The following is a 17,170-nucleotide window of genomic DNA, read 5'->3' as shown; positions in this document are numbered from 1 at the left end:
TCCCGCCGCTGTTTTGCTTTTGATCGTCCAATCAGTATTGGAATGATTTGAACAGAGTGGAGTCGCCCATCCCGTTGATCAAACGAACAACGCTTGGAGTTTCCGCTTTCTGCGCGGCTACGAACTTCTGGAATGCGCCAGCTGGTTCATAGGCCTGACGTGTATGTGCTTTCTGCATCTTGTCACCTTTTCATAAGCATATATCACGCCCCCACAAACTGACCTTTGCTGTCAGGCACGGCGGAAAATGGCGTGAAATGTGACGAATTTGCGAAACAAGGTTAAAGCCAGGTTAACGTTTTTTAACCTCAAGCTCTTGGCGACCGGTCTCGGTCAATATCCAAACCCGCCCGTCCTCAAAGACGCCGGGATAGAGCGGACGCCCAAAACCAGTGCCCCCGTCCAGATTTACGCGGTTGCCAGCGTTCTCAGGAAAATCAACGGCTGTGTGCCCATGAACGATCAGTTTTCCATGGTCGCGAGGGTCATCCAGAAACTCTTGGCGGATCCAAATCAGGTCCACGGGATCCTGATCCTGCAACGGTACGCCTGGACGTATGCCCGCGTGAACAAAAATATGCTCAGGCGTCGCGTGATAACGCGGCAAGAGGGAAATAAAATCCAGATGCTCTTGCGGGACGGCTTTTCTTGCGTCTTTCAGAATGTCTTCATGGAGACGCCCAGAGGTTTCGACGCCATAGCTTTCCATTGTCTCCGCTCCGCCTAGGATTGGATCAAACCAAGGTACATTTGCGCGCGACAATGACCCAAAGACATTACCGTCTTCTAAGAAGAGCCTTAGATAATCATCATGGTTGCCCAAGAGCATGGTCCATGGACGGTCGTTTTTCTTGGCCTCAATCAGAAAATCTAGCACCAAACGACTGTCGGGCCCGCGATCGATGTAATCGCCGACAAAAACAATCTGCGCCTCATGTCCGCCATCGCTCCAGATAAGATCCAAAGCACGTTCCATTTGATCGAAGTGGCCGTGGATATCGCCAACGGCAAAAATTTTTGACATGAAATGACGCCTAAATAAAAAGCGCCGCCAAAAAGAGGCGGCGCTTTATTTTAGCAAATCTGGCGAAGCTTAAACAACGTCGAACTGCAGCGGTTTGATCTGGGTGAACAGATCGGTTTCCGCCAGCGCCGCGCGGGCTTCGGCTGGCACGGGTTCGTCTACATACAGCAACGCAATCGCTTCGCCGCCGACATCAGAGCGGCCCAGCGTAAAGTTCGCAATGTTCACGCCGTTTGTGCCCATGGTCTGACCCAGCGCACCAATGATGCCCGGTTCGTCACGGTTGGTGGTGTAGAGCATATGCGCCCCGATCTCGGCATCGATATTGATGCCTTTGATCTGAATAAAGCGTGGCTTGCCATCGCTAAACACCGTACCCGCAACCGACCGGTCGCGTTTCTCAGTGACAACGGTCACTTTGATATAGCCTTCAAAGCTTCCGGATTTCTCTTGGTTGGTGGTCGAAATCTGGATGCCACGTTCTTTCGCGATCACAGGTGCGGACACCATATTCACGTCCGGATTTGCCTTTTTCATGATGCCGGCAACCACCGCGCAGTTCAGCGCCGCGAGGTTCATGTCCGCTGCCACACCATCATAAAGGATGTTGATGGCTTGGATCGGCTCGTCGGTCATCTGACCTGCAAAAGAGCCCAGGTGCTCGGCCAGTTTGATCCATGGCCCCATGACCTTGGCCTCTTCGGCGGTCACGGAGGGCATGTTCAAAGCGTTCTCAACCGCACCGGTCAGCAGATAGTTGGACATTTGCTCGGCCACCTGAAGTGCCACGTTCTCCTGCGCTTCGGTGGTCGCGGCCCCAAGGTGCGGGGTGCAGACCACGTTCGGCAGGTTGAAAAGCGCGTTTTCTTTCGCAGGCTCTTCGGCAAAAACGTCAAAGGCCGCGCCAGCAACATGGCCGGACTTCAGCAGCTCTGCCAGGGCCTCTTCATCGACCAGACCACCGCGGGCACAGTTGATGATACGAACGCCTTTTTTCGTCTTGGCCAGATTTTCAGCGGACAGGATGTTACGCGTCCCATCCGTCAGCGGCACGTGCAAAGTGATGAAATCAGCGCGCGACAGCAGTGTGTCCAGCTCGACCTTCTCAACACCCATTTTGGCTGCTTTTTCTTCCGAGAGGAACGGGTCAAACGCGATGACCTTCATCTTCAGACCGCGCGCTCTATCACAGACGATACCGCCGATGTTGCCTGCGCCAATCACACCCAAAGTCTTGTTGGTCAGCTCGACCCCCATGAACTTGGATTTTTCCCATTTTCCGGCGTGGGTGGATTCAGAGGCTTCGGGAATTTGGCGCGCGACGGCAAACATCATCGCGATCGCATGCTCTGCGGTGGTGATCATGTTGCCAAACGGCGTGTTCATGACGATCACACCTTTTTTGGAGGCGGCGTCCTTGTCCACGTTGTCGGTGCCGATGCCTGCACGACCCACGACTTTCAGGTTGGTTGCGGCTTCGAGAATGGTTGGGGTGACTTTGGTCGCTGAACGGATCGCAAGACCATCGTACTGGCCAATGGTCGCTGCCAGTTTTTCTTTGTCTTTGCCAAGGTCAGGCAGGAAATCCACGTCGATGCCACGATCGCGGAAGATCTGAACAGCGGTTTCACTGAGTTTGTCGGATACAAGTACTTTAGGGGCCATTTCTTTGGTCCTTTTCGGATGTGCCGGGGCATGCGCCCGACCTGCGGAATGGGAAGGGGCGGGCGCAGGGCGCACCGCCGTGTGATTTACTGAGCGTTGATCTCGGCGTCGAAAGCCCACGCCAGCCAAGGCAGCATGGCCTCGACATCTGCGGTTTCGACTGTGCCGCCACACCAGATCCGAAGACCGGCCGGAGCATCACGATACGCGCCGATATCCAAAGCGATGTTTTCCGCCTCAAGACGTTTGGCCACGGCTTTGGCAAAAGCGGCCCCGTCCTGGATACGGTCATCGGTGAACTTCAGACAGACCGACGTGTTGGACTGCGTCGCCGCGTCCTCTGCGAGGTTTGCGATCCAGTCATTGGCCGCGCAGAAGTCATGCACCGCCTGCGCATTCGCATCAGCGCGCGCAATCAGACCTTCAAGACCACCAACCGAACGCGCCCAATCCAGCGCAAAGAGGTAATCCTCGACCGCCAGCATAGACGGCGTGTTGATGGTTGCGCCGGTGAAGATCCCTTCGATCAGCTTGCCGCCTTTGGTCAGGCGGAAGATTTTTGGCAAAGGCCATGCAGGCGTATAGCTCTCAAGACGCTCAACCGCCCGAGGCGACAGGATCAGCATGCCATGCGCCGCTTCGCCGCCCAGAACCTTTTGCCAAGAGAACGTCGTGACATCCAGCTTGTCCCAAGGCAGGTCCATCGCAAAGGCCGCAGAGGTCGCATCACAAATTGTCAGACCCTGACGGTCATCCGCGATCCAATCGCCATTTGGCACACGCACACCGGCTGTTGTGCCATTCCATGTGAACACAACGTCATTGGCAAAATCTACAGAGCCAAGATCCACGATCTGACCATAGTCCGCCGTCTTGACCTCGGCGTCGATTTTCAACTGTTTGACAACATCCGTCACCCAGCCCGCACCAAAGCTTTCCCACGCCAGCATTTCAACCTTGCGTTCACCCAGAAGCGACCACAACGCCATCTCAACCGCGCCGGTGTCAGAGGCAGGCACGATACCGATTTTGTAGTCAGCCGGAATGCCCAGAATCTCGCGAGTGCCTTCGATGGCATCCTTCAGCTTGGCTTTGCCAACAGCAGCACGGTGGCTGCGGCCCAGAGGCGCATCCGCGAGTTTATTCAGATCAAAGGTGGGGGGTTTGGCGCAAGGGCCAGACGAAAAACGCGGGTTAGCCGGCCGCGTTGCCGGGTGTTCAATAGCCATAATGCTACCCTTCCAGATAAGCGCCTCTCGTTGGGGAGAGGTGTCCCACCGCCGGAGCTAAATGGCCGCCGTCCGAGTCTCAACCGGGAAAATGGCGAAAAACAAGGGATTTACTGCCGTTCGGGAAGGGGAGCGTCGCGTATCGGAAACTTTGCGTCACTGCGCGGCGGTAAAGACCGCCTGCAGCTCTGTCACCTGCGCAGAGGTTGCCGGGCCAGACGTCGACCACAGAACCTCGCCTGACTGGGTCACGATCAAAACGCGAATCTGGTTGCGCCCTGAGAAGCCCAAAGGCGCATTCACCGACGCTGCACTTTCATAAATTGTGATTGTGCGCGCCCTCATGTTGCGATCAACGATGCCCGAACGCATGCCGTTGTCGATCACCGACTTCATCAACCGCGCCCCGGACCCAACCACGGGCAGCTCGACAAATTCAGCACCCCGGCTTGGATCCAGACCTAGTGCATTGATCCAGGTATTCACCGCGGCTTGCTGGCGCTGTTTATAGGCAATGAATACGATGGTCGGATCACCCGGAAGACCGCTTGGCAAAGTATGGGTTTTGCCGTTCAGATCCTCGGATGTCAGTGTCGGGAAAATCGACTTTGCATGCACAGGCAACGCCCAAAGCAGGGACATCACCAAAGTTGCGCGTATCAAACCAAACATAAGTCTCTCCTGTGCAGCACTAAGGTGAATACGTCTGGGCAACCGCTCTGGATCACCTCGGCTGGTAAATCTGCGGCCTCTGGGCTATGGGCAGTCAACGCCAGTTCACAAGAGAGACCTTTATGTTTATCGCGACCCTTCTGAGTGACCCCTCCAACCCAACCCTTGACCGCGCAACCGTCGAGAACCTGCGCAATGCCTGGGGCGGCGGCGAAGCCCAGTGGCTGGCAACAGGCGAAGCGGCGGAATTTTCGCTGTCCAGCAAACCGGACAACCAGTGGGACGTCTGGCAAGATCTGCAGGCCCTCAAGATCGACCTGATTGTACAACCCGCCGAAAACCGCCGCAAAAAAATGCTGCTGGCGGATATGGACAGCACCATGATCCAGCAGGAATGCATCGACGAACTCGCCGATGTCGCCGGTGTCGGAGATCACGTCAAAGCCATCACAGCGCGCGCAATGAACGGCGAGCTGGACTTTGAAGGAGCGCTGATCGAACGGGTCGGACTGCTGAAAGATCTGGATGAAAGCGTGATCCAGACCGTGATCGACACCCGCATTACCTTTATGCCGGGCGGCCAGACCCTGTTGGCGACGATGAAAGCAAACGGTGGATACGCAGCGTTGGTGTCGGGCGGCTTTACGGCCTTCACCGCCTATGTCGCCGCCAGCCATGGGTTTGACGAAAACCGCGCCAACACGCTGCTGATCCAAGACGGAAAACTAACAGGCGAGGTCGGCATGCCGATTTTGGGCCGCGAAGCCAAGGTTGAAGCCCTGCACGAGATCACCGCCCGCCTCGGACTTACCGCCGCAGACGTTATGGCGGTTGGGGACGGCGCAAATGACCTTGGGATGCTGGGACTTGCGGGCGCAGGCGTTGCGCTGCACGCGAAACCCTCGGTGGCCGCCGAATGCTATATCCGCATCAACCACGGCGACCTTACCGCGCTTCTTTACCTGCAAGGCTACGCTAAATCCGAGTTTGCCTAGATGTTTGAGGTCTCTGCCGAGATCCTGATCCTGCTGCTGGGGGCTGCCTTTGCGGCGGGGTTCGTGGATGCGATTGCCGGTGGCGGCGGCCTGATCACCGTGCCCGTCCTGCTGCTCAGCGGCGCAAGTCCCGTCACAGCCCTCGCCACCAACAAAGTGCAGGCGATCTTTGGCGCAGGCACCGCGGCATTGACCTATGCCAAAGGCGGTCATGTCGATCTGAAAACCGATATCGGCCCCGCGCTGATCTCATTTGCGGCCTCGGTTGTCGGCGCGCTGTTGATCTCTGTCCTGCCGACGGACTTCATCCGCGTGCTCCTACCAGTATTGCTGATCGCGATAGCGCTCTATTTCTGGCTCTCCAAAGGACTGAACGATCAGGATCGGGCGCGCCGCATGTCCCCTTTGGTCTTTACCGCGACAATGGTGCCTCTGGTCGGGTTTTATGACGGGCTTCTGGGCCCGGGCACCGGCAGTTTCTTTATGCTCGCCTTTGTCAGCCTCGCAGGTTACGGCGTTCTCAAGGCCACCGCACATACCAAACTGCTTAATTTTGCCTCCAACATTGGCGCCATGCTGGCGTTTGCCTTTGTGGCATCGCCCTGGTGGATCACCGGGATCGCTATGGGCTTTGCGCAGATTTTGGGCGCCCGCCTTGGCGCATCTTTGGCACAGAAAATCGGTGCCCGCCTGATCAAGCCCCTGGTGATCGTGACATCTCTGGCGCTGGCCCTAAAACTGTTCTGGGATATGCTCTAGACGGCTTTTTCACCTTGTCAAAAATACTCAAATCCAACATTCGCGCCCGATTTTAGACGCCACGAACGGGCGACTCGGGTTACCCTTGGCCCATGATGTTTAAATTGCCTGACCACAGCACGCTCTACACCGCCCTCTGCAACCGCGACACGTCGTACGAGGGCCGTGCTTGGGTGGGGGTGACCTCGACAGGGATCTTCTGTCGGCTGGATTGCCCGGCCCGCAACCCCAAGCCTGAAAACTGCCAGTTCTATGACAGCATCGGGGCCTGTATCGATGCAGGATTTCGGGCCTGCAAGCGCTGCAAACCGCTTGCACTCTACGCCGAGGTCGATCCCGTCATCGCCAAACTACTTGCGGAGCTAGAGGCGCGGCCCTCTTATCGCTTCAGCGAATCCGACGTCGCCCGCCTTGGCATTGATCCATCAACTGCACGACGGGCGTTCAAGCGTCAGTTTGGAATGACCTTCCTGGAAATGGCCCGCCAGCGCCGCCTGCGCGAGGGCTTTACCACGCTCGCAAAAGGTGGACCGGTCATCGAAGCCCAGCTGGATGCAGGATTTGAAAGCCCCAGTGCCTTTCGCACGGCCTTTGCAAAACTCCTGGGCCAAAGCCCGCAAAGCTTTGCCAAAGACGCCCTCTTGCGCGCCGATTGGATCGATACACCATTGGGACCTATGGTGGCGGTCTGTGACAAACGATCCCTGCACCTGTTGGAATTCATTGACCGCAAGGCGCTGCCGGGATCCCTGAAAAAGCTGATGACCTATGCCAAGGGCTCGCTCGGGATCGGAGCTTTTCCCATCCACGACACGCTGCGCACCCAGCTTCAGGCGTTTTTTGCGGGAACATCGGGCGAATTTGATATCCCTCTGACTTTGCATGGGTCCGAGTTCACGCAATTGGTCTGGCGCAGATTGCTCTCGATTGGCGCTGGACAGATCGAGACCTATGGGGCACTCGCAAAGGATCTTGGGAAGCCAAGCGCAACACGTGCCGTCGCGCGGGCAAATGGGTCCAATCAGATTGCTTTGATCGTGCCCTGCCACCGCGTGATTGGTGCGGATGGAAGCCTGACGGGTTACGGCGGAGGGCTGTGGCGCAAGCAAAGGCTGATCGAGCTGGAACGGGACTATGTGAAGGACAGCGCCGCATGACACAGGCAGATAAAGCGAAACATTTTGCCGAGTTGCACGAACCGGGTCGCCCTCTGGTTTTGTACAACATCTGGGACGCTGGCAGCGCCAAGGCTTTGGCCGATGCAGGCGCGCCCGCCATCGCAACAGGCAGCTGGTCCGTTGCGGATGCCCAAGGCTTTACCGATGGCGAGAAGCTGCCACTCGAGATCGCGATGATGAACATCAGCCGGATCTGTAAAACGGTCGACGTGCCGGTCACACTGGATTTTGAGGGCGGCTATGCGGTCGGGCCGACAGGCGTTGCGCGCAATGTGACGCAGGCCATGAAAATGGGCGCGGTCGGCATTAACTTTGAAGATCAGATGATCGGTGGCAAAGGGCTGCACAGCCAAGAGGATCAGGTCAAACGCATCAAAGCCGCGCGCGAGGCGGCCGACGCCTTTGGGGTCGATCTGTTTATCAACGCCCGCACAGACCTGTTTTTGAAAGAAGCCAACCGCGAGTGGCATGCTGGTCTGATGCCTCAGGCCCTAGAGCGGCTGGAGGCTTATACCGAGGCCGGAGCCAGCGGCTATTTCATTCCTGCTTTGGTGGATCCAGAGCTGATCGGACGAATTTGTGAGGCCTCGAGCTTGCCGGTCAACGTGCTGATGATGCCCGGTTGCCCGTCGCCACAAGAGTTGGCGGACCTAGGCGTGGCACGCATCAGCCATGGCCCCTGGCCCTATCGGAAGATGCTTGAAGATCTGGCGGTGCGTTTCAAACAAGACACTGGGTCTTAGTCAAATCTGATTTCATCATGGAAATCCTTGCGTTGCCCTCCTAGATAAGGGGCAACGACAAAGGGTACGACCATGAAAATCGCATTCACCATGACCGAAGGCAAAGGGGATCTGGATCAGGTTCTGTATCGGTTTGCGACCGGACTAAAGGCCAACGGCGCCCATGTCTGCGGCGTCGTGCAGGTGAACAGTGATCGCGAAGACTGTGCGAAATGCGATATGGACGTGCACGTGATGCCAACCGGCCCCACAATCCGCATTTCGCAAGACCTTGGCAAAGAGTCACGCGGCTGTCGTCTGGATGTCGATGCGCTCGAGCAGGCCGTGGTCGTTGTCGAAGATCAGATATCCGAGAATGCAGATCTGTTGGTCATCAACAAATTCGGCAAACACGAGGCTAACGGGCGCGGGTTCCGCAATGTCATTGGACGGGCCATCGAACTTGGCGTGCCTGTGGTGTGCGGCGTCAACGGCATGAATCGCCAATCCTTTGAGGACTTCTGCGGTGGCGCTGCCGAGTTTATCGAAGCCAGCCCGGACGCGCTGACCGATTGGTTTAACACCTAGGCGACGCGAAACCGCCCCAGAATATTGCTCAGCAGGAACAGACCCGCCGCCACGCAGACAATGCTTGGTCCGGCAGGCGTGTCATAAAGATAGCTCGCCCTCAGGCCCAAGACCGCGGACAAGGCGCCGATAATGCCTGCGAAAAACGCCATGCTTTCCGGCGTACGCGCCAGCGGACGCGCTGCAGCCGAGGGGATGATCAACATAGCCACGATCAAAAGAACGCCAACCACTTTGATCGCAACGGCCACAACAACCGCCAGACTGACCGTCAGAATGAATTGCTCGCGCTTGGGGTTGATGCCGCTAGCACTTGCAAGCCCATGGTTGAGCGTCGCCGTCAAAAGCGCAGACCAACGCCGCAACATCAACAACAGCACCAAGGCCGCACCCAGCCAGATAATGGCAAGATCCGACCGGCCCACGGCCAGAATATCGCCAAACAGATAGGCCATCAGATCAAGTCGAACCCCCGACAGGAAGGACACGGCCACGAGGCCTATGGCCAAGGCCGAATGCGCAGTGACACCCAGTAGAGTATCCATCGCAAAGCCTTTGCCAGACAGCGTAGACACCGTCAGCGCCATCACAAGCGCGATGACCAAGGCTCCGGTAAAAACCGAGATGTTCAGCGCCAGCGCCAAGGCAATGCCCAAGATCGCCGCGTGGCTTGTTGCGTCACCAAAATAGGCCATGCGACGCCAGACCACAAAGCACCCCAAGGGGGCTGCGGCAATGGCCACTCCGATCCCGGCCAGCGTGGCGCGAACAAGGAAATCATCAAGCATGTTCATGCTCCTGTTCCGGCCCGTGATCATGATCGTGGTTGTGGTCGTGATGATGATGGTGGTCGTGATCGTGCCGGTACAGCGCCAAGGCCCCTTGGGTGCCGGATCCAAACAGGGCGCGGTATTCCGGTGCCGAGGCCACGACATCAGGCGCGCCGCTACAGCACACGTGACCGTTCAGGCAAATCACCCGGTCAGAGGCGCTCATGACCACGTGCAACTCGTGCGAAACCATCAGGACGGCCGTGCCCAATTCCTGCCGGATGTCTTCGATCAATCGATAGAACGCCGCAGATCCAGGCTGATCCAGACCTGTCGTCGGTTCGTCCAAAATCAGCAGATCCGGCTTTTCCAGCAATGCGCGCGCAAGCAGCGTGCGTTGGAACTGACCGCCAGATAGGGTAAACATCTGTTTTTCAAGCAGGTTTTCCGCCTGCACGCGGGTCATTACGGCCTCGATCTCTGCCGCGGACTTGCGATGTGGCAGCGACAAAAACCGGCGCACCGTGATTGGCAGTGTCGGATCGATATGCAGGCTTTGCGGAACATAGCCGATCCGCAGGCCATCCAGGCGATCGATATGTCCCTTGGTAGGCGCAATCGCCCCAATGATGGCCCGCATCAAAGTGGATTTGCCGGATCCATTGGGCCCGACCACCGTCACGATTTCACCTCTGGAAATCGAGAAGTCCACGTTTTTCAACGCAGTCGTTCCGCCCATCTGGACGGTCATACCAACGGTTTTTACAAGCGTCATTTTTCGTCCTGGCAGGTTGGGCACAGGCCCTCGGCTTCGACGACGACTGCCTCAACTTCAAACCCCATGTCTTGCGCCGCAGAGGAGATTTCAGAGCTTGGGCTGCCCTCCATTTCGACCACTTTGGTGCAGCTGCGACAAATCATAAACGCCGGATCATGGTCTTTGCCGGGGTGGTCGCAAGACACAAAGGCATTCAGCTTTTCGATCTTGTGCACAAAGCCGTGCTTTCCCAGAAAGTCCAATGCGCGATAGACAACAGGCGGCTGGCTTCCCATGCCTTCTTTCGCGAGGATTTCCAGAATGTCGTAGGCGCCCATGGCCTTGTGTTCCGACAGCAAAATTTCAAACACACGCTGACGGACAGGCGTGAATTTCAATCCATGCTGTGAGCAATAGGCAATCGCGGCGTCCATGCCGTCGGCAACGCAACGCGTGTGATCATGCGAGTGAAATGCGGGACTGGTCATGGGGGCTCCGACGAAAGCTTTGGCTTGATATACTATAACAAGTTGGATAAGCAACCCCCTGAACGTTATACCATAACACGAGAGCCCCATGAAGATACGTGCTTTAACGGCCCTGATGCTGACCACTACGGCGGCGCAGGCAGATGTCCCAAATGTCGTCACCGACATTCCCGCAGTTCATTCGTTGGTTGCCCAGGTCATGGGCAATCTTGGCGAGCCTAAGCTTTTGATGAAGCAAGGGAGTTCACCGCACGGCTACGCGATGCGCCCCTCCGAGGCACGTGCATTGCAGAATGCGGATATGGTTGTTTGGATCGGCGAAGATCTGACACCTTGGCTTGAGTCTTCCATCGAGACACTGGCTCCCGAAGCCGAGTCGCTGGAGCTGTTGCATGCGCATGGCACAGAGGTTCTGAACTTCCGTGAGACACCGATTTTCGCGAAGGATGGCGACCACGGCGATCATCATGACGACGAGCATGGTGATGAGCACGACGATCATGGACACGATGACGACCATGATGATCACGGCGAGCACAAGGACGATGAACACGACGACCATGGGCATGACGATGACCATGGCGACGATCACGATGATCACGACGATCATGGGCACGACGACGACCATCACGACGAAGACGGTCACGATGATCACAAAGAAGAAGCCGGACATGATGATCACGGACATGACGACCATGGTCACGATCATGACGGCGCTGATCCGCATGCTTGGCTGGACCCACACAACGCCGCAAAATGGGTTGGCGAGATCGCCGAGCACCTTGCAGAGCTAGATCCAGAGAACGCTGCAACCTACGAAGCGAACGCGGCCGCAGCTGCCGAATCTTTGGAAGCGCTGGAGGACTCTCTCAAGGCCCAACTTGCGCCATATAGCGGTGCTAAGTTCATCGTCTTCCACGATGCCTATCAGTATTTCGAGAACGCGACGGGGCTGAAAGCTACCGGTGCGTTGCAAGTCAGCGATGCAACCCCGCCAAGCGCAGCGCGTCTGGCCGAAATTCAGGAAGAGATCCAGGAACACAGCATCACCTGTGTCTTCTCTGAGCCTCAGTTCAGCGACGCGCTGGTACAATCCGTGACCAACGGTCAGGTGTCCGCAACCTCGCTGGATCCGCTGGGTGTTGGCCTGGATCTGGGCGCGGGTCTGTATTCCGAGCTGCTGCAGAACCTCGCAGACTCCATTGAAGGCTGTGTCAGCTAAGCGGTTCCCACCGCTTTTCAAGCCAGCATAAACACAAAAAAAAGGGTCGCCCGAGGGCGACCCTTTCTGTTTGTGTATCCGTCAGGATTAGGTCCAGTGAACCTCTGCTGGGCGGAATTCGAAGGTGATGTGGTGACCCGCACCTTCCAGACCCTCGCGGGTGTGGTTGTACAGAGACCGCCAGTATGGCTGGATGGTCACGCCTTCGTTGCGGATGATGGTCTCGCCTTTTTCCATCAGAGCGCGACGTGCGTCGACGTCTGCTGTCGCCAGAGCCTGAGTCAGGATGTCGTCAAACTCAGAGTTGGACCAGCCAAATTCGTTCCATGCTTCGCCAGTACGGTAAGCCAGAGCCCAAATCTGAACACCCAGAGGACGGTGGTTCCAGTTGGTGGAGCTGAATGGATACTTCGCCCAGTCGTTCCAGAATGTGGAACCAGGCAGAACTGTCCGCTTCACCTTGATACCCGCGTCACGCAGCTGCGCAGCAACAGCATCGGTGGTGTTCTTACGCCATGCGTCGTCGATGGAGATCAGCTCGTGCTCGAAGTCTTCCATGCCGGCTTCTTTCAACAGAGCCAAAGCGCCCGCTGGGTCGTGCTTTGGCACACCGAGGTCAGCAAACTCTGGGTGCGCAGGACCAACATGGTGGTTTTGCGCAGCAACACCGCGACCGCCATAGCCCAGTTCCAGAAGAACGTTGTTGTCACATGCCATGGACAGAGCGCGGCGAACGCGTGCGTCTGCATAAGGTGCAACACCGTCAACTTCGGCTTCTTGGTTTGGACGCACAACGATGGTCGCCATGGTGACAACTTCGTTGGTGTTCCAGCCGTCCAAAGACGAGATCAGGTCGATGAAGTCGCCGTCAACAGAGTAGTTCGCGTCGTATTCATCCGCTTCTGCCGCCGCAACCCAAGCTGCTGGGTCTGTGCCGTAGTCCACATACTCGATGCGGTCCATCCATGCGCCGTTGCCTGCGTTCCACCATGTGTGGTTCTCGTTGCGAACCAGAACAGCTTTAACGCCAACTTCCAGAGATTCTGGCAGATATGGGCCGGTGCCGATTGGGTTAGACAGCATGTCTGCGTCTTTGTGGCTGCTGTGCACGATCGCCGCTGGATAGTCAGCCATACCTGGGATCAGAGAGATGTCAGGTGCTGGCAGGTTCAGACGAACTGTGTGGCTGTCGACAACTTCGATTGCGCCTTCGATTGCTTTACCGGAGTCTGCGTCAATCAGGGTCGCCATACGACCAGCCATCGAGTTACCTTCGACGGATTTGTCACACCAACCGGTGATGTTGCGTGCAACATCTTCAGCTGTGAAGTCGTCGCCGTTGTTCCACTTGACGCCCTTACGTACGTTCAGAGTGTAGGTCTTCGCGTCGTCAGACACTTCCCAGCTTTCAACCAGGCTTGGCTGGAATGTACCGTCGTTTTCATAAGTCACGAGATACTCAAGCCAACCGCGAGAGAAGTTCGCGATCTGGGACCAGTCATATGTGCGAGGATCTTTAAGCGCGCGCACTTCAGTTTGCAGACGCATCGTGCCGCCTTGCTTGGCGTGGCCTGCCGCGTGTGCAGGTGCTGCCATACCCAGCATAGAGTATGCAGTCGCTGCAGTCGCGCCGAAGGCGGATGCGATAGCAAGAAATTCACGACGGGATACGTCGTCTTTGCCTGCTTTCTTGGCAGAATCGACAACCTCTTTTGGCAGAGGTTTGCCGGTACGTGTCAGAAATTCCATGTGTAGTCTCCCTGTGTGTGAGGCATACGCCCCTATGATTATAGTCTTCTTCAAAAACCGCCTTAAAGCGATTCAAGTTATGTTGATCCCAGAGGTCGTCTTTTGACCACTTCTGGTTTCGGCCAACCCTGAAACTGTGCGATTTCAAGGGGCTAAATTCGCAGGTTACCGCCGCGGCCTCAGGCCACATTCGGACCGCAAAATCCCGACACCAAGGGTGGGATGATTGCGTGCAAATTTTGGTCGATTTCCCCCCAAAGACGTCACCTTGTGAAAACGAGCGTCATCATGATCCCGCGCAACTGCATGAATTGCAACATGAAAATGACTCGGGGCTTGCCCGAACAAGTGGAAATGAAGGCTGGAAAACAAGGTGTCTAGCCGACTCAGACCACGACCAAAGAGGTCCAAAGACCTTTTTGAGCACGTAGCGAAACAAAGCTGCATAGCACCAAAATCCATTTTTAAACCCTCCCCTCTAGAGGGTCTTTTCCTCTGGTCGAAAAACGACATTTTCCAATCCTTTCCCGCCAACGTGCCGCAGTTTTTCGCATTGAACGCTAATTTTCAGTGAAAAAGTTACCTTTCAGGGTGATTTTGAGAGAGAATCCCTCTGGCCGCGCCTTAGGTCTTTTGTGGCTTTTTACGTCTAGGCTGATAGACTCGTAAAAAAACAAAATCCGAGCAGACCCCCTTGCGAATACTTTGCGTCACAACAGTACGAGACGAAGGACCGTACCTTTTGGAATGGATCGCCCATCATCGGGCGGCCGGGGTCACGGATTTTCTGATCTATGCCAATGACTGCAGCGACGGCACCATTGCGCTGCTAAAGGCGTTGCAGCGGGCGGGAATCGTTCGTCTTGTCGAGCATACGCTTGAAAAGGGGAAGTCCATTCAATGGCAGGCGCTGAAGGCCGCCTGGGCGCACCCGCTGACGCAAAAAGCCGATTGGGTTCTGGTCAGTGATGTGGACGAGTTTCTGAATATCAAAACCGGTGCGCATACTCTGCCCGATCTGATCGACGTGATCTCGCCCGAGGCGGACGGCATTGTGATGCAATGGCGCTTGTTTGGGCACAACGGTCAGGTCTTAGCGCGCGACCGGCTGGTGACCAAGACCTACACCCGCGCCATTCCTGCGGACGCGACCTACCCGATCTCGGCCAGCCTGTGCAAAACTATGTTCAAGCCTTCTGGCCCGTTTCGCACCTTTGGCGTCCACCGCCCACAACAGAAACCCTTGGCAAAAGCGCGACGCCCGATTTTTGTCGATGGGTCCGGTCAGTTCATCGATCAGGACTTTGCCATGGACGAAAAGCGGATTTCGTTCTTCGGTCACAAACCGGCCCGCGACTTGGTCGAGATCAATCATTACGCGGTTAAATCTGTTGCGGCGTTCCTGCTTAAGCGCGCCCGCGGCCTGCCCAACCGCAAGAAACCGATCGACCTGTCTTACTGGGTGGACCGGAATTTCAACACCGTCGAGGATACCTCGATTGCAGCGATGGCACCGGCCACGCAAACCGTACTGGAAGAGCTGCTGTTTATCCCCGGGATGCACAAGCTGCATGAAGACTGCGTGGACTGGCACGACAAACGGTTTCAAGAGCTGATCCTGGATCCGCAAACTCACAACCTGCTGACGAAACTCATAACCGCAGGCGGCAGCGAAGTTCCGTCCCCGCGCCTGCAACGTCGCTTGGTGGCTTGGTACCATCAAGCTCAGAACGCCCAAAAGGAGTGACCGCGCGCGCATGTCAGACGCAACAGCCCATCCACAGTTTGACCACCATGTGATCGCGCATCAGCGGTTTGGCGAGGACCATGCGCTGGACGTGCTTGCGGTCGGGTCTGACATTCGGGTGTTTGGCGTGGGCACTTTGACCGCTGGTCAGTTCAGCGCACGGCAAGCCAGCATCCGCGCCGTCGGAGGGCATCAGATTTTGGCCTTTCCCGCACAAGAGGTGCGGCCCCACATCCGCGTCTCGCACCCACAGACCGAGGCCTTTGCCGGACAGCATTGCATCCTGGCCTTTCGCAATACGCAAAGTGTTGAGACGACGGTGAACTGGCTGCGCTGGCATGTAGAACGCCATGGCATCACATCTGCTTTGATCGTGGATCGCACGGATCCGGCCAAAGACACTGGGTTCGCCCAAGACCTAAAGCGCGCCACCCGCGATCTGCCTGACCTGCACACGCTCACCGTCGTTCAATGCGACCTGCCGCTTGGCGATCCCACTTTGCCCGCCGAATCCCATCCCTTCTGCGCGCCCGAAGCGCCGGGCAAAGACCGAATGACAGTGCCAGAACCCGACCCATGGCATGCACCCCTTGCACAGCTGAATGTGATCGAACTGCTCCGCTGGCGCTATCTTCAGTCCGCTGAAACCGTGACGCTGTTGGATGTAAGTGACCTTTTAGAGCCGGTCCCAGGCAGGCGGTTTACCGATGAAGTCGCGCAGGCACCAAATGGCGCAATTCTGCTGCAGGGTGCCTCTGTTTATCCATGGCGCGTCCGCAAAGGGCAGCCCCCGCACTTCTCTGATCACATTTGCCGGCAGTTTGACGCCTCTCAAAAACTGACACGCTGGAGTCTTGCCCCGGCAAAAACCCCTACAACGCGTCTGTGGCGGCCTTTTTTCACACCGGGCGGTGCCATCGGCGCAGCAGAACCTTGGCCGTTTTGCCGGTACATGGGCCTGCGCCACAACGCCGAGTCGATCTCGAAAATCGTGCCGAAAACCGCATTGATCGAAGAGCCCACCCTGATGCGCCATGCCGTGGACTATTGGAACGCCAAGCCCGTTCCTGTGCCACAGCAATCGGCCAAGCGCCCGTCAAAGAAACCGAACTCGGTCGCAATCGTGACCTGCATGAAAAACGAAGGCCCGTTTATTCTGGAATGGCTGGCCTATCATCGGGTGATCGGGGTCGAGTCTTTTCTGGTCTATACCAACGACTGCACCGACGGCACGGACCACTTTTTGGATCTTTTGCAGGCCAAAGGCCTGGTGCAACATCGCGACAACCCGTTTCGCGAAACGGGTCTGAAACCTCAACACGCTGCACTGCACGCCGCAGACAGTGAACCCATGATGCAGGCGGCGGACTGGCTGGTCTGCATGGACGTGGATGAATTCATTAACGTCAAAGTTGGTGACGGGCGCCTGCCGGATCTGTTCGCGGCCGTTGGCGAGGCCAATATGATTGCGATGACATGGCGGCTGTTTGGCAACTCGGACCAGCATCTGTTTCGCGACGCCCCAATCATCGGTGATTACACCCGCTGCGCCGCCGAAATGACGCGAAAACCGCATCAGGCGTGGGGGTTCAAAACGCTCTATCG

At 56.8% G+C, this 17,170-nt stretch carries 17 protein-coding genes; 8 read left to right on the top strand and 9 right to left on the bottom strand.

What is annotated here, in order from left to right:
• Positions 1–31: 31 nt before the first annotated feature.
• From ACEQWH_RS01055 to ACEQWH_RS01035, 5 genes are all read right to left on the bottom strand, one after another.
• Entirely contained in the window at positions 32–178 is a 147-nt protein-coding gene (locus ACEQWH_RS01055; protein ID WP_370227488.1) for a hypothetical protein, read from the bottom strand.
• 114 nt (positions 179–292) lie between these two features.
• Positions 293–1,024 carry a metallophosphoesterase gene (locus tag ACEQWH_RS01050; RefSeq protein ID WP_370227486.1) on the bottom strand — a complete coding sequence of 244 codons (732 nt, stop codon included), beginning with the start codon at positions 1,022–1,024 and terminating at the stop codon, positions 293–295.
• Positions 1,025–1,093: 69 nt separating this feature from the next.
• Complete coding sequence (serA, locus tag ACEQWH_RS01045; protein WP_370227484.1) at positions 1,094–2,689, bottom strand: phosphoglycerate dehydrogenase; 1,596 nt, start codon at positions 2,687–2,689, stop codon at positions 1,094–1,096.
• Between the two features lie 86 nt (positions 2,690–2,775).
• Positions 2,776–3,918 (bottom strand): phosphoserine transaminase, encoded by a 1,143-nt coding sequence (locus ACEQWH_RS01040; RefSeq protein WP_370227482.1) that lies wholly within the window; start codon positions 3,916–3,918, stop codon positions 2,776–2,778.
• A gap of 156 nt (positions 3,919–4,074) precedes the next feature.
• Complete coding sequence (locus ACEQWH_RS01035; RefSeq protein ID WP_370227480.1) at positions 4,075–4,590, bottom strand: hypothetical protein; 516 nt, start codon at positions 4,588–4,590, stop codon at positions 4,075–4,077.
• A 122-nt stretch (positions 4,591–4,712) separates the two neighbouring features.
• Here ACEQWH_RS01035 and serB point away from each other — a divergent pair, with 122 nt between their 5' ends.
• From serB to ACEQWH_RS01010, 5 genes are all read left to right on the top strand, one after another.
• Positions 4,713–5,585, top strand: a complete 873-nt coding sequence (gene serB, locus ACEQWH_RS01030) for a phosphoserine phosphatase SerB (protein ID WP_370227479.1) — start codon at positions 4,713–4,715, stop codon at positions 5,583–5,585.
• Entirely contained in the window at positions 5,586–6,344 is a 759-nt protein-coding gene (locus tag ACEQWH_RS01025; RefSeq protein WP_370227477.1) for a TSUP family transporter, read from the top strand.
• Between the two features lie 92 nt (positions 6,345–6,436).
• A complete protein-coding gene (locus tag ACEQWH_RS01020) occupies positions 6,437–7,501 on the top strand; it encodes a bifunctional transcriptional activator/DNA repair enzyme AdaA (protein WP_370227475.1) in 1,065 nt (354 codons plus the stop codon).
• Positions 7,498–8,265, top strand: coding sequence for an isocitrate lyase/phosphoenolpyruvate mutase family protein (locus ACEQWH_RS01015; RefSeq protein WP_370227473.1), 768 nt, complete (start codon positions 7,498–7,500; stop codon positions 8,263–8,265). The genes ACEQWH_RS01020 and ACEQWH_RS01015 overlap by 4 nt, the downstream gene beginning before the upstream one ends.
• Positions 8,266–8,337: 72 nt before the next feature.
• A complete protein-coding gene (locus ACEQWH_RS01010; RefSeq protein WP_370227471.1) occupies positions 8,338–8,832 on the top strand; it encodes a DUF2478 domain-containing protein in 495 nt (164 codons plus the stop codon).
• Here ACEQWH_RS01010 and ACEQWH_RS01005 read toward each other — a convergent pair.
• Genes ACEQWH_RS01005 through ACEQWH_RS00995 form a run of 3 tightly spaced genes read right to left on the bottom strand, consistent with a single transcriptional unit; the run spans position 8,829 to position 10,847 of the window.
• The gene (locus tag ACEQWH_RS01005; RefSeq protein ID WP_370227469.1) at positions 8,829–9,620 is read right to left on the bottom strand and encodes an iron chelate uptake ABC transporter family permease subunit; all 792 of its coding nucleotides are present in this window, start codon (positions 9,618–9,620) and stop codon (positions 8,829–8,831) included. The genes ACEQWH_RS01010 and ACEQWH_RS01005 overlap by 4 nt on opposite strands.
• Complete coding sequence (locus ACEQWH_RS01000) at positions 9,613–10,377, bottom strand: ATP-binding cassette domain-containing protein (RefSeq protein WP_370227468.1); 765 nt, start codon at positions 10,375–10,377, stop codon at positions 9,613–9,615. The genes ACEQWH_RS01005 and ACEQWH_RS01000 overlap by 8 nt, the downstream gene beginning before the upstream one ends.
• Positions 10,374–10,847 (bottom strand): Fur family transcriptional regulator, encoded by a 474-nt coding sequence (locus ACEQWH_RS00995; RefSeq protein WP_370227467.1) that lies wholly within the window; start codon positions 10,845–10,847, stop codon positions 10,374–10,376. The genes ACEQWH_RS01000 and ACEQWH_RS00995 overlap by 4 nt, the downstream gene beginning before the upstream one ends.
• A gap of 88 nt (positions 10,848–10,935) precedes the next feature.
• On the opposite strand from ACEQWH_RS00995, the gene ACEQWH_RS00990 reads away from it, so the two are divergent.
• Positions 10,936–12,069: a zinc ABC transporter substrate-binding protein gene (locus ACEQWH_RS00990; RefSeq protein WP_370227465.1), complete on the top strand. Its 1,134-nt coding sequence runs from the start codon at positions 10,936–10,938 to the stop codon at positions 12,067–12,069.
• An 87-nt stretch (positions 12,070–12,156) separates the two neighbouring features.
• On the opposite strand, the gene ACEQWH_RS00985 is transcribed toward ACEQWH_RS00990, so the two are convergent.
• Complete coding sequence (locus tag ACEQWH_RS00985; RefSeq protein WP_370227463.1) at positions 12,157–13,818, bottom strand: ABC transporter substrate-binding protein; 1,662 nt, start codon at positions 13,816–13,818, stop codon at positions 12,157–12,159.
• A gap of 694 nt (positions 13,819–14,512) precedes the next feature.
• Here ACEQWH_RS00985 and ACEQWH_RS00980 point away from each other — a divergent pair.
• Positions 14,513–15,565 carry a glycosyltransferase family 2 protein gene (locus ACEQWH_RS00980; RefSeq protein ID WP_370227462.1) on the top strand — a complete coding sequence of 351 codons (1,053 nt, stop codon included), beginning with the start codon at positions 14,513–14,515 and terminating at the stop codon, positions 15,563–15,565.
• 10 nt (positions 15,566–15,575) lie between these two features.
• The coding region (locus ACEQWH_RS00975; RefSeq protein ID WP_370227461.1) for a glycosyltransferase family 2 protein at positions 15,576–17,170 on the top strand (1,595 nt) is incomplete at its 3' end.

It is taken from the genome of Cognatishimia sp., assembly GCF_964229375.1.
In the GTDB taxonomy this organism is placed as follows: Bacteria; Pseudomonadota; Alphaproteobacteria; order Rhodobacterales; family Rhodobacteraceae; genus Cognatishimia.
The sequence above is the reverse complement of the archived record's forward strand: the minus strand, read 5'-3'. Positions and strand labels throughout refer to the sequence as shown.

What these genes read in the sequence shown, in the direction of transcription:
- ACEQWH_RS01000 (WP_370227468.1), bottom strand. Translation starts at nt 10,377, where the DNA reads ATGACGCTTGTAAAAACCGTTGGTATGACCGTCCAGATGGGCGGAACG.
- ACEQWH_RS01025 (WP_370227477.1), top strand. Translation starts at nt 5,586, where the DNA reads ATGTTTGAGGTCTCTGCCGAGATCCTGATCCTGCTGCTGGGGGCTGCC.
- serA (WP_370227484.1), bottom strand. Translation starts at nt 2,689, where the DNA reads ATGGCCCCTAAAGTACTTGTATCCGACAAACTCAGTGAAACCGCTGTT.
- ACEQWH_RS01020 (WP_370227475.1), top strand. Translation starts at nt 6,437, where the DNA reads ATGATGTTTAAATTGCCTGACCACAGCACGCTCTACACCGCCCTCTGC.
- ACEQWH_RS00990 (WP_370227465.1), top strand. Translation starts at nt 10,936, where the DNA reads ATGAAGATACGTGCTTTAACGGCCCTGATGCTGACCACTACGGCGGCG.
- ACEQWH_RS01035 (WP_370227480.1), bottom strand. Translation starts at nt 4,590, where the DNA reads ATGTTTGGTTTGATACGCGCAACTTTGGTGATGTCCCTGCTTTGGGCG.
- ACEQWH_RS01010 (WP_370227471.1), top strand. Translation starts at nt 8,338, where the DNA reads ATGAAAATCGCATTCACCATGACCGAAGGCAAAGGGGATCTGGATCAG.
- ACEQWH_RS01040 (WP_370227482.1), bottom strand. Translation starts at nt 3,918, where the DNA reads ATGGCTATTGAACACCCGGCAACGCGGCCGGCTAACCCGCGTTTTTCG.
- ACEQWH_RS01005 (WP_370227469.1), bottom strand. Translation starts at nt 9,620, where the DNA reads ATGCTTGATGATTTCCTTGTTCGCGCCACGCTGGCCGGGATCGGAGTG.
- ACEQWH_RS01050 (WP_370227486.1), bottom strand. Translation starts at nt 1,024, where the DNA reads ATGTCAAAAATTTTTGCCGTTGGCGATATCCACGGCCACTTCGATCAA.
- serB (WP_370227479.1), top strand. Translation starts at nt 4,713, where the DNA reads ATGTTTATCGCGACCCTTCTGAGTGACCCCTCCAACCCAACCCTTGAC.
- ACEQWH_RS01055 (WP_370227488.1), bottom strand. Translation starts at nt 178, where the DNA reads ATGCAGAAAGCACATACACGTCAGGCCTATGAACCAGCTGGCGCATTC.
- ACEQWH_RS00995 (WP_370227467.1), bottom strand. Translation starts at nt 10,847, where the DNA reads ATGACCAGTCCCGCATTTCACTCGCATGATCACACGCGTTGCGTTGCC.
- ACEQWH_RS00985 (WP_370227463.1), bottom strand. Translation starts at nt 13,818, where the DNA reads ATGGAATTTCTGACACGTACCGGCAAACCTCTGCCAAAAGAGGTTGTC.
- ACEQWH_RS01015 (WP_370227473.1), top strand. Translation starts at nt 7,498, where the DNA reads ATGACACAGGCAGATAAAGCGAAACATTTTGCCGAGTTGCACGAACCG.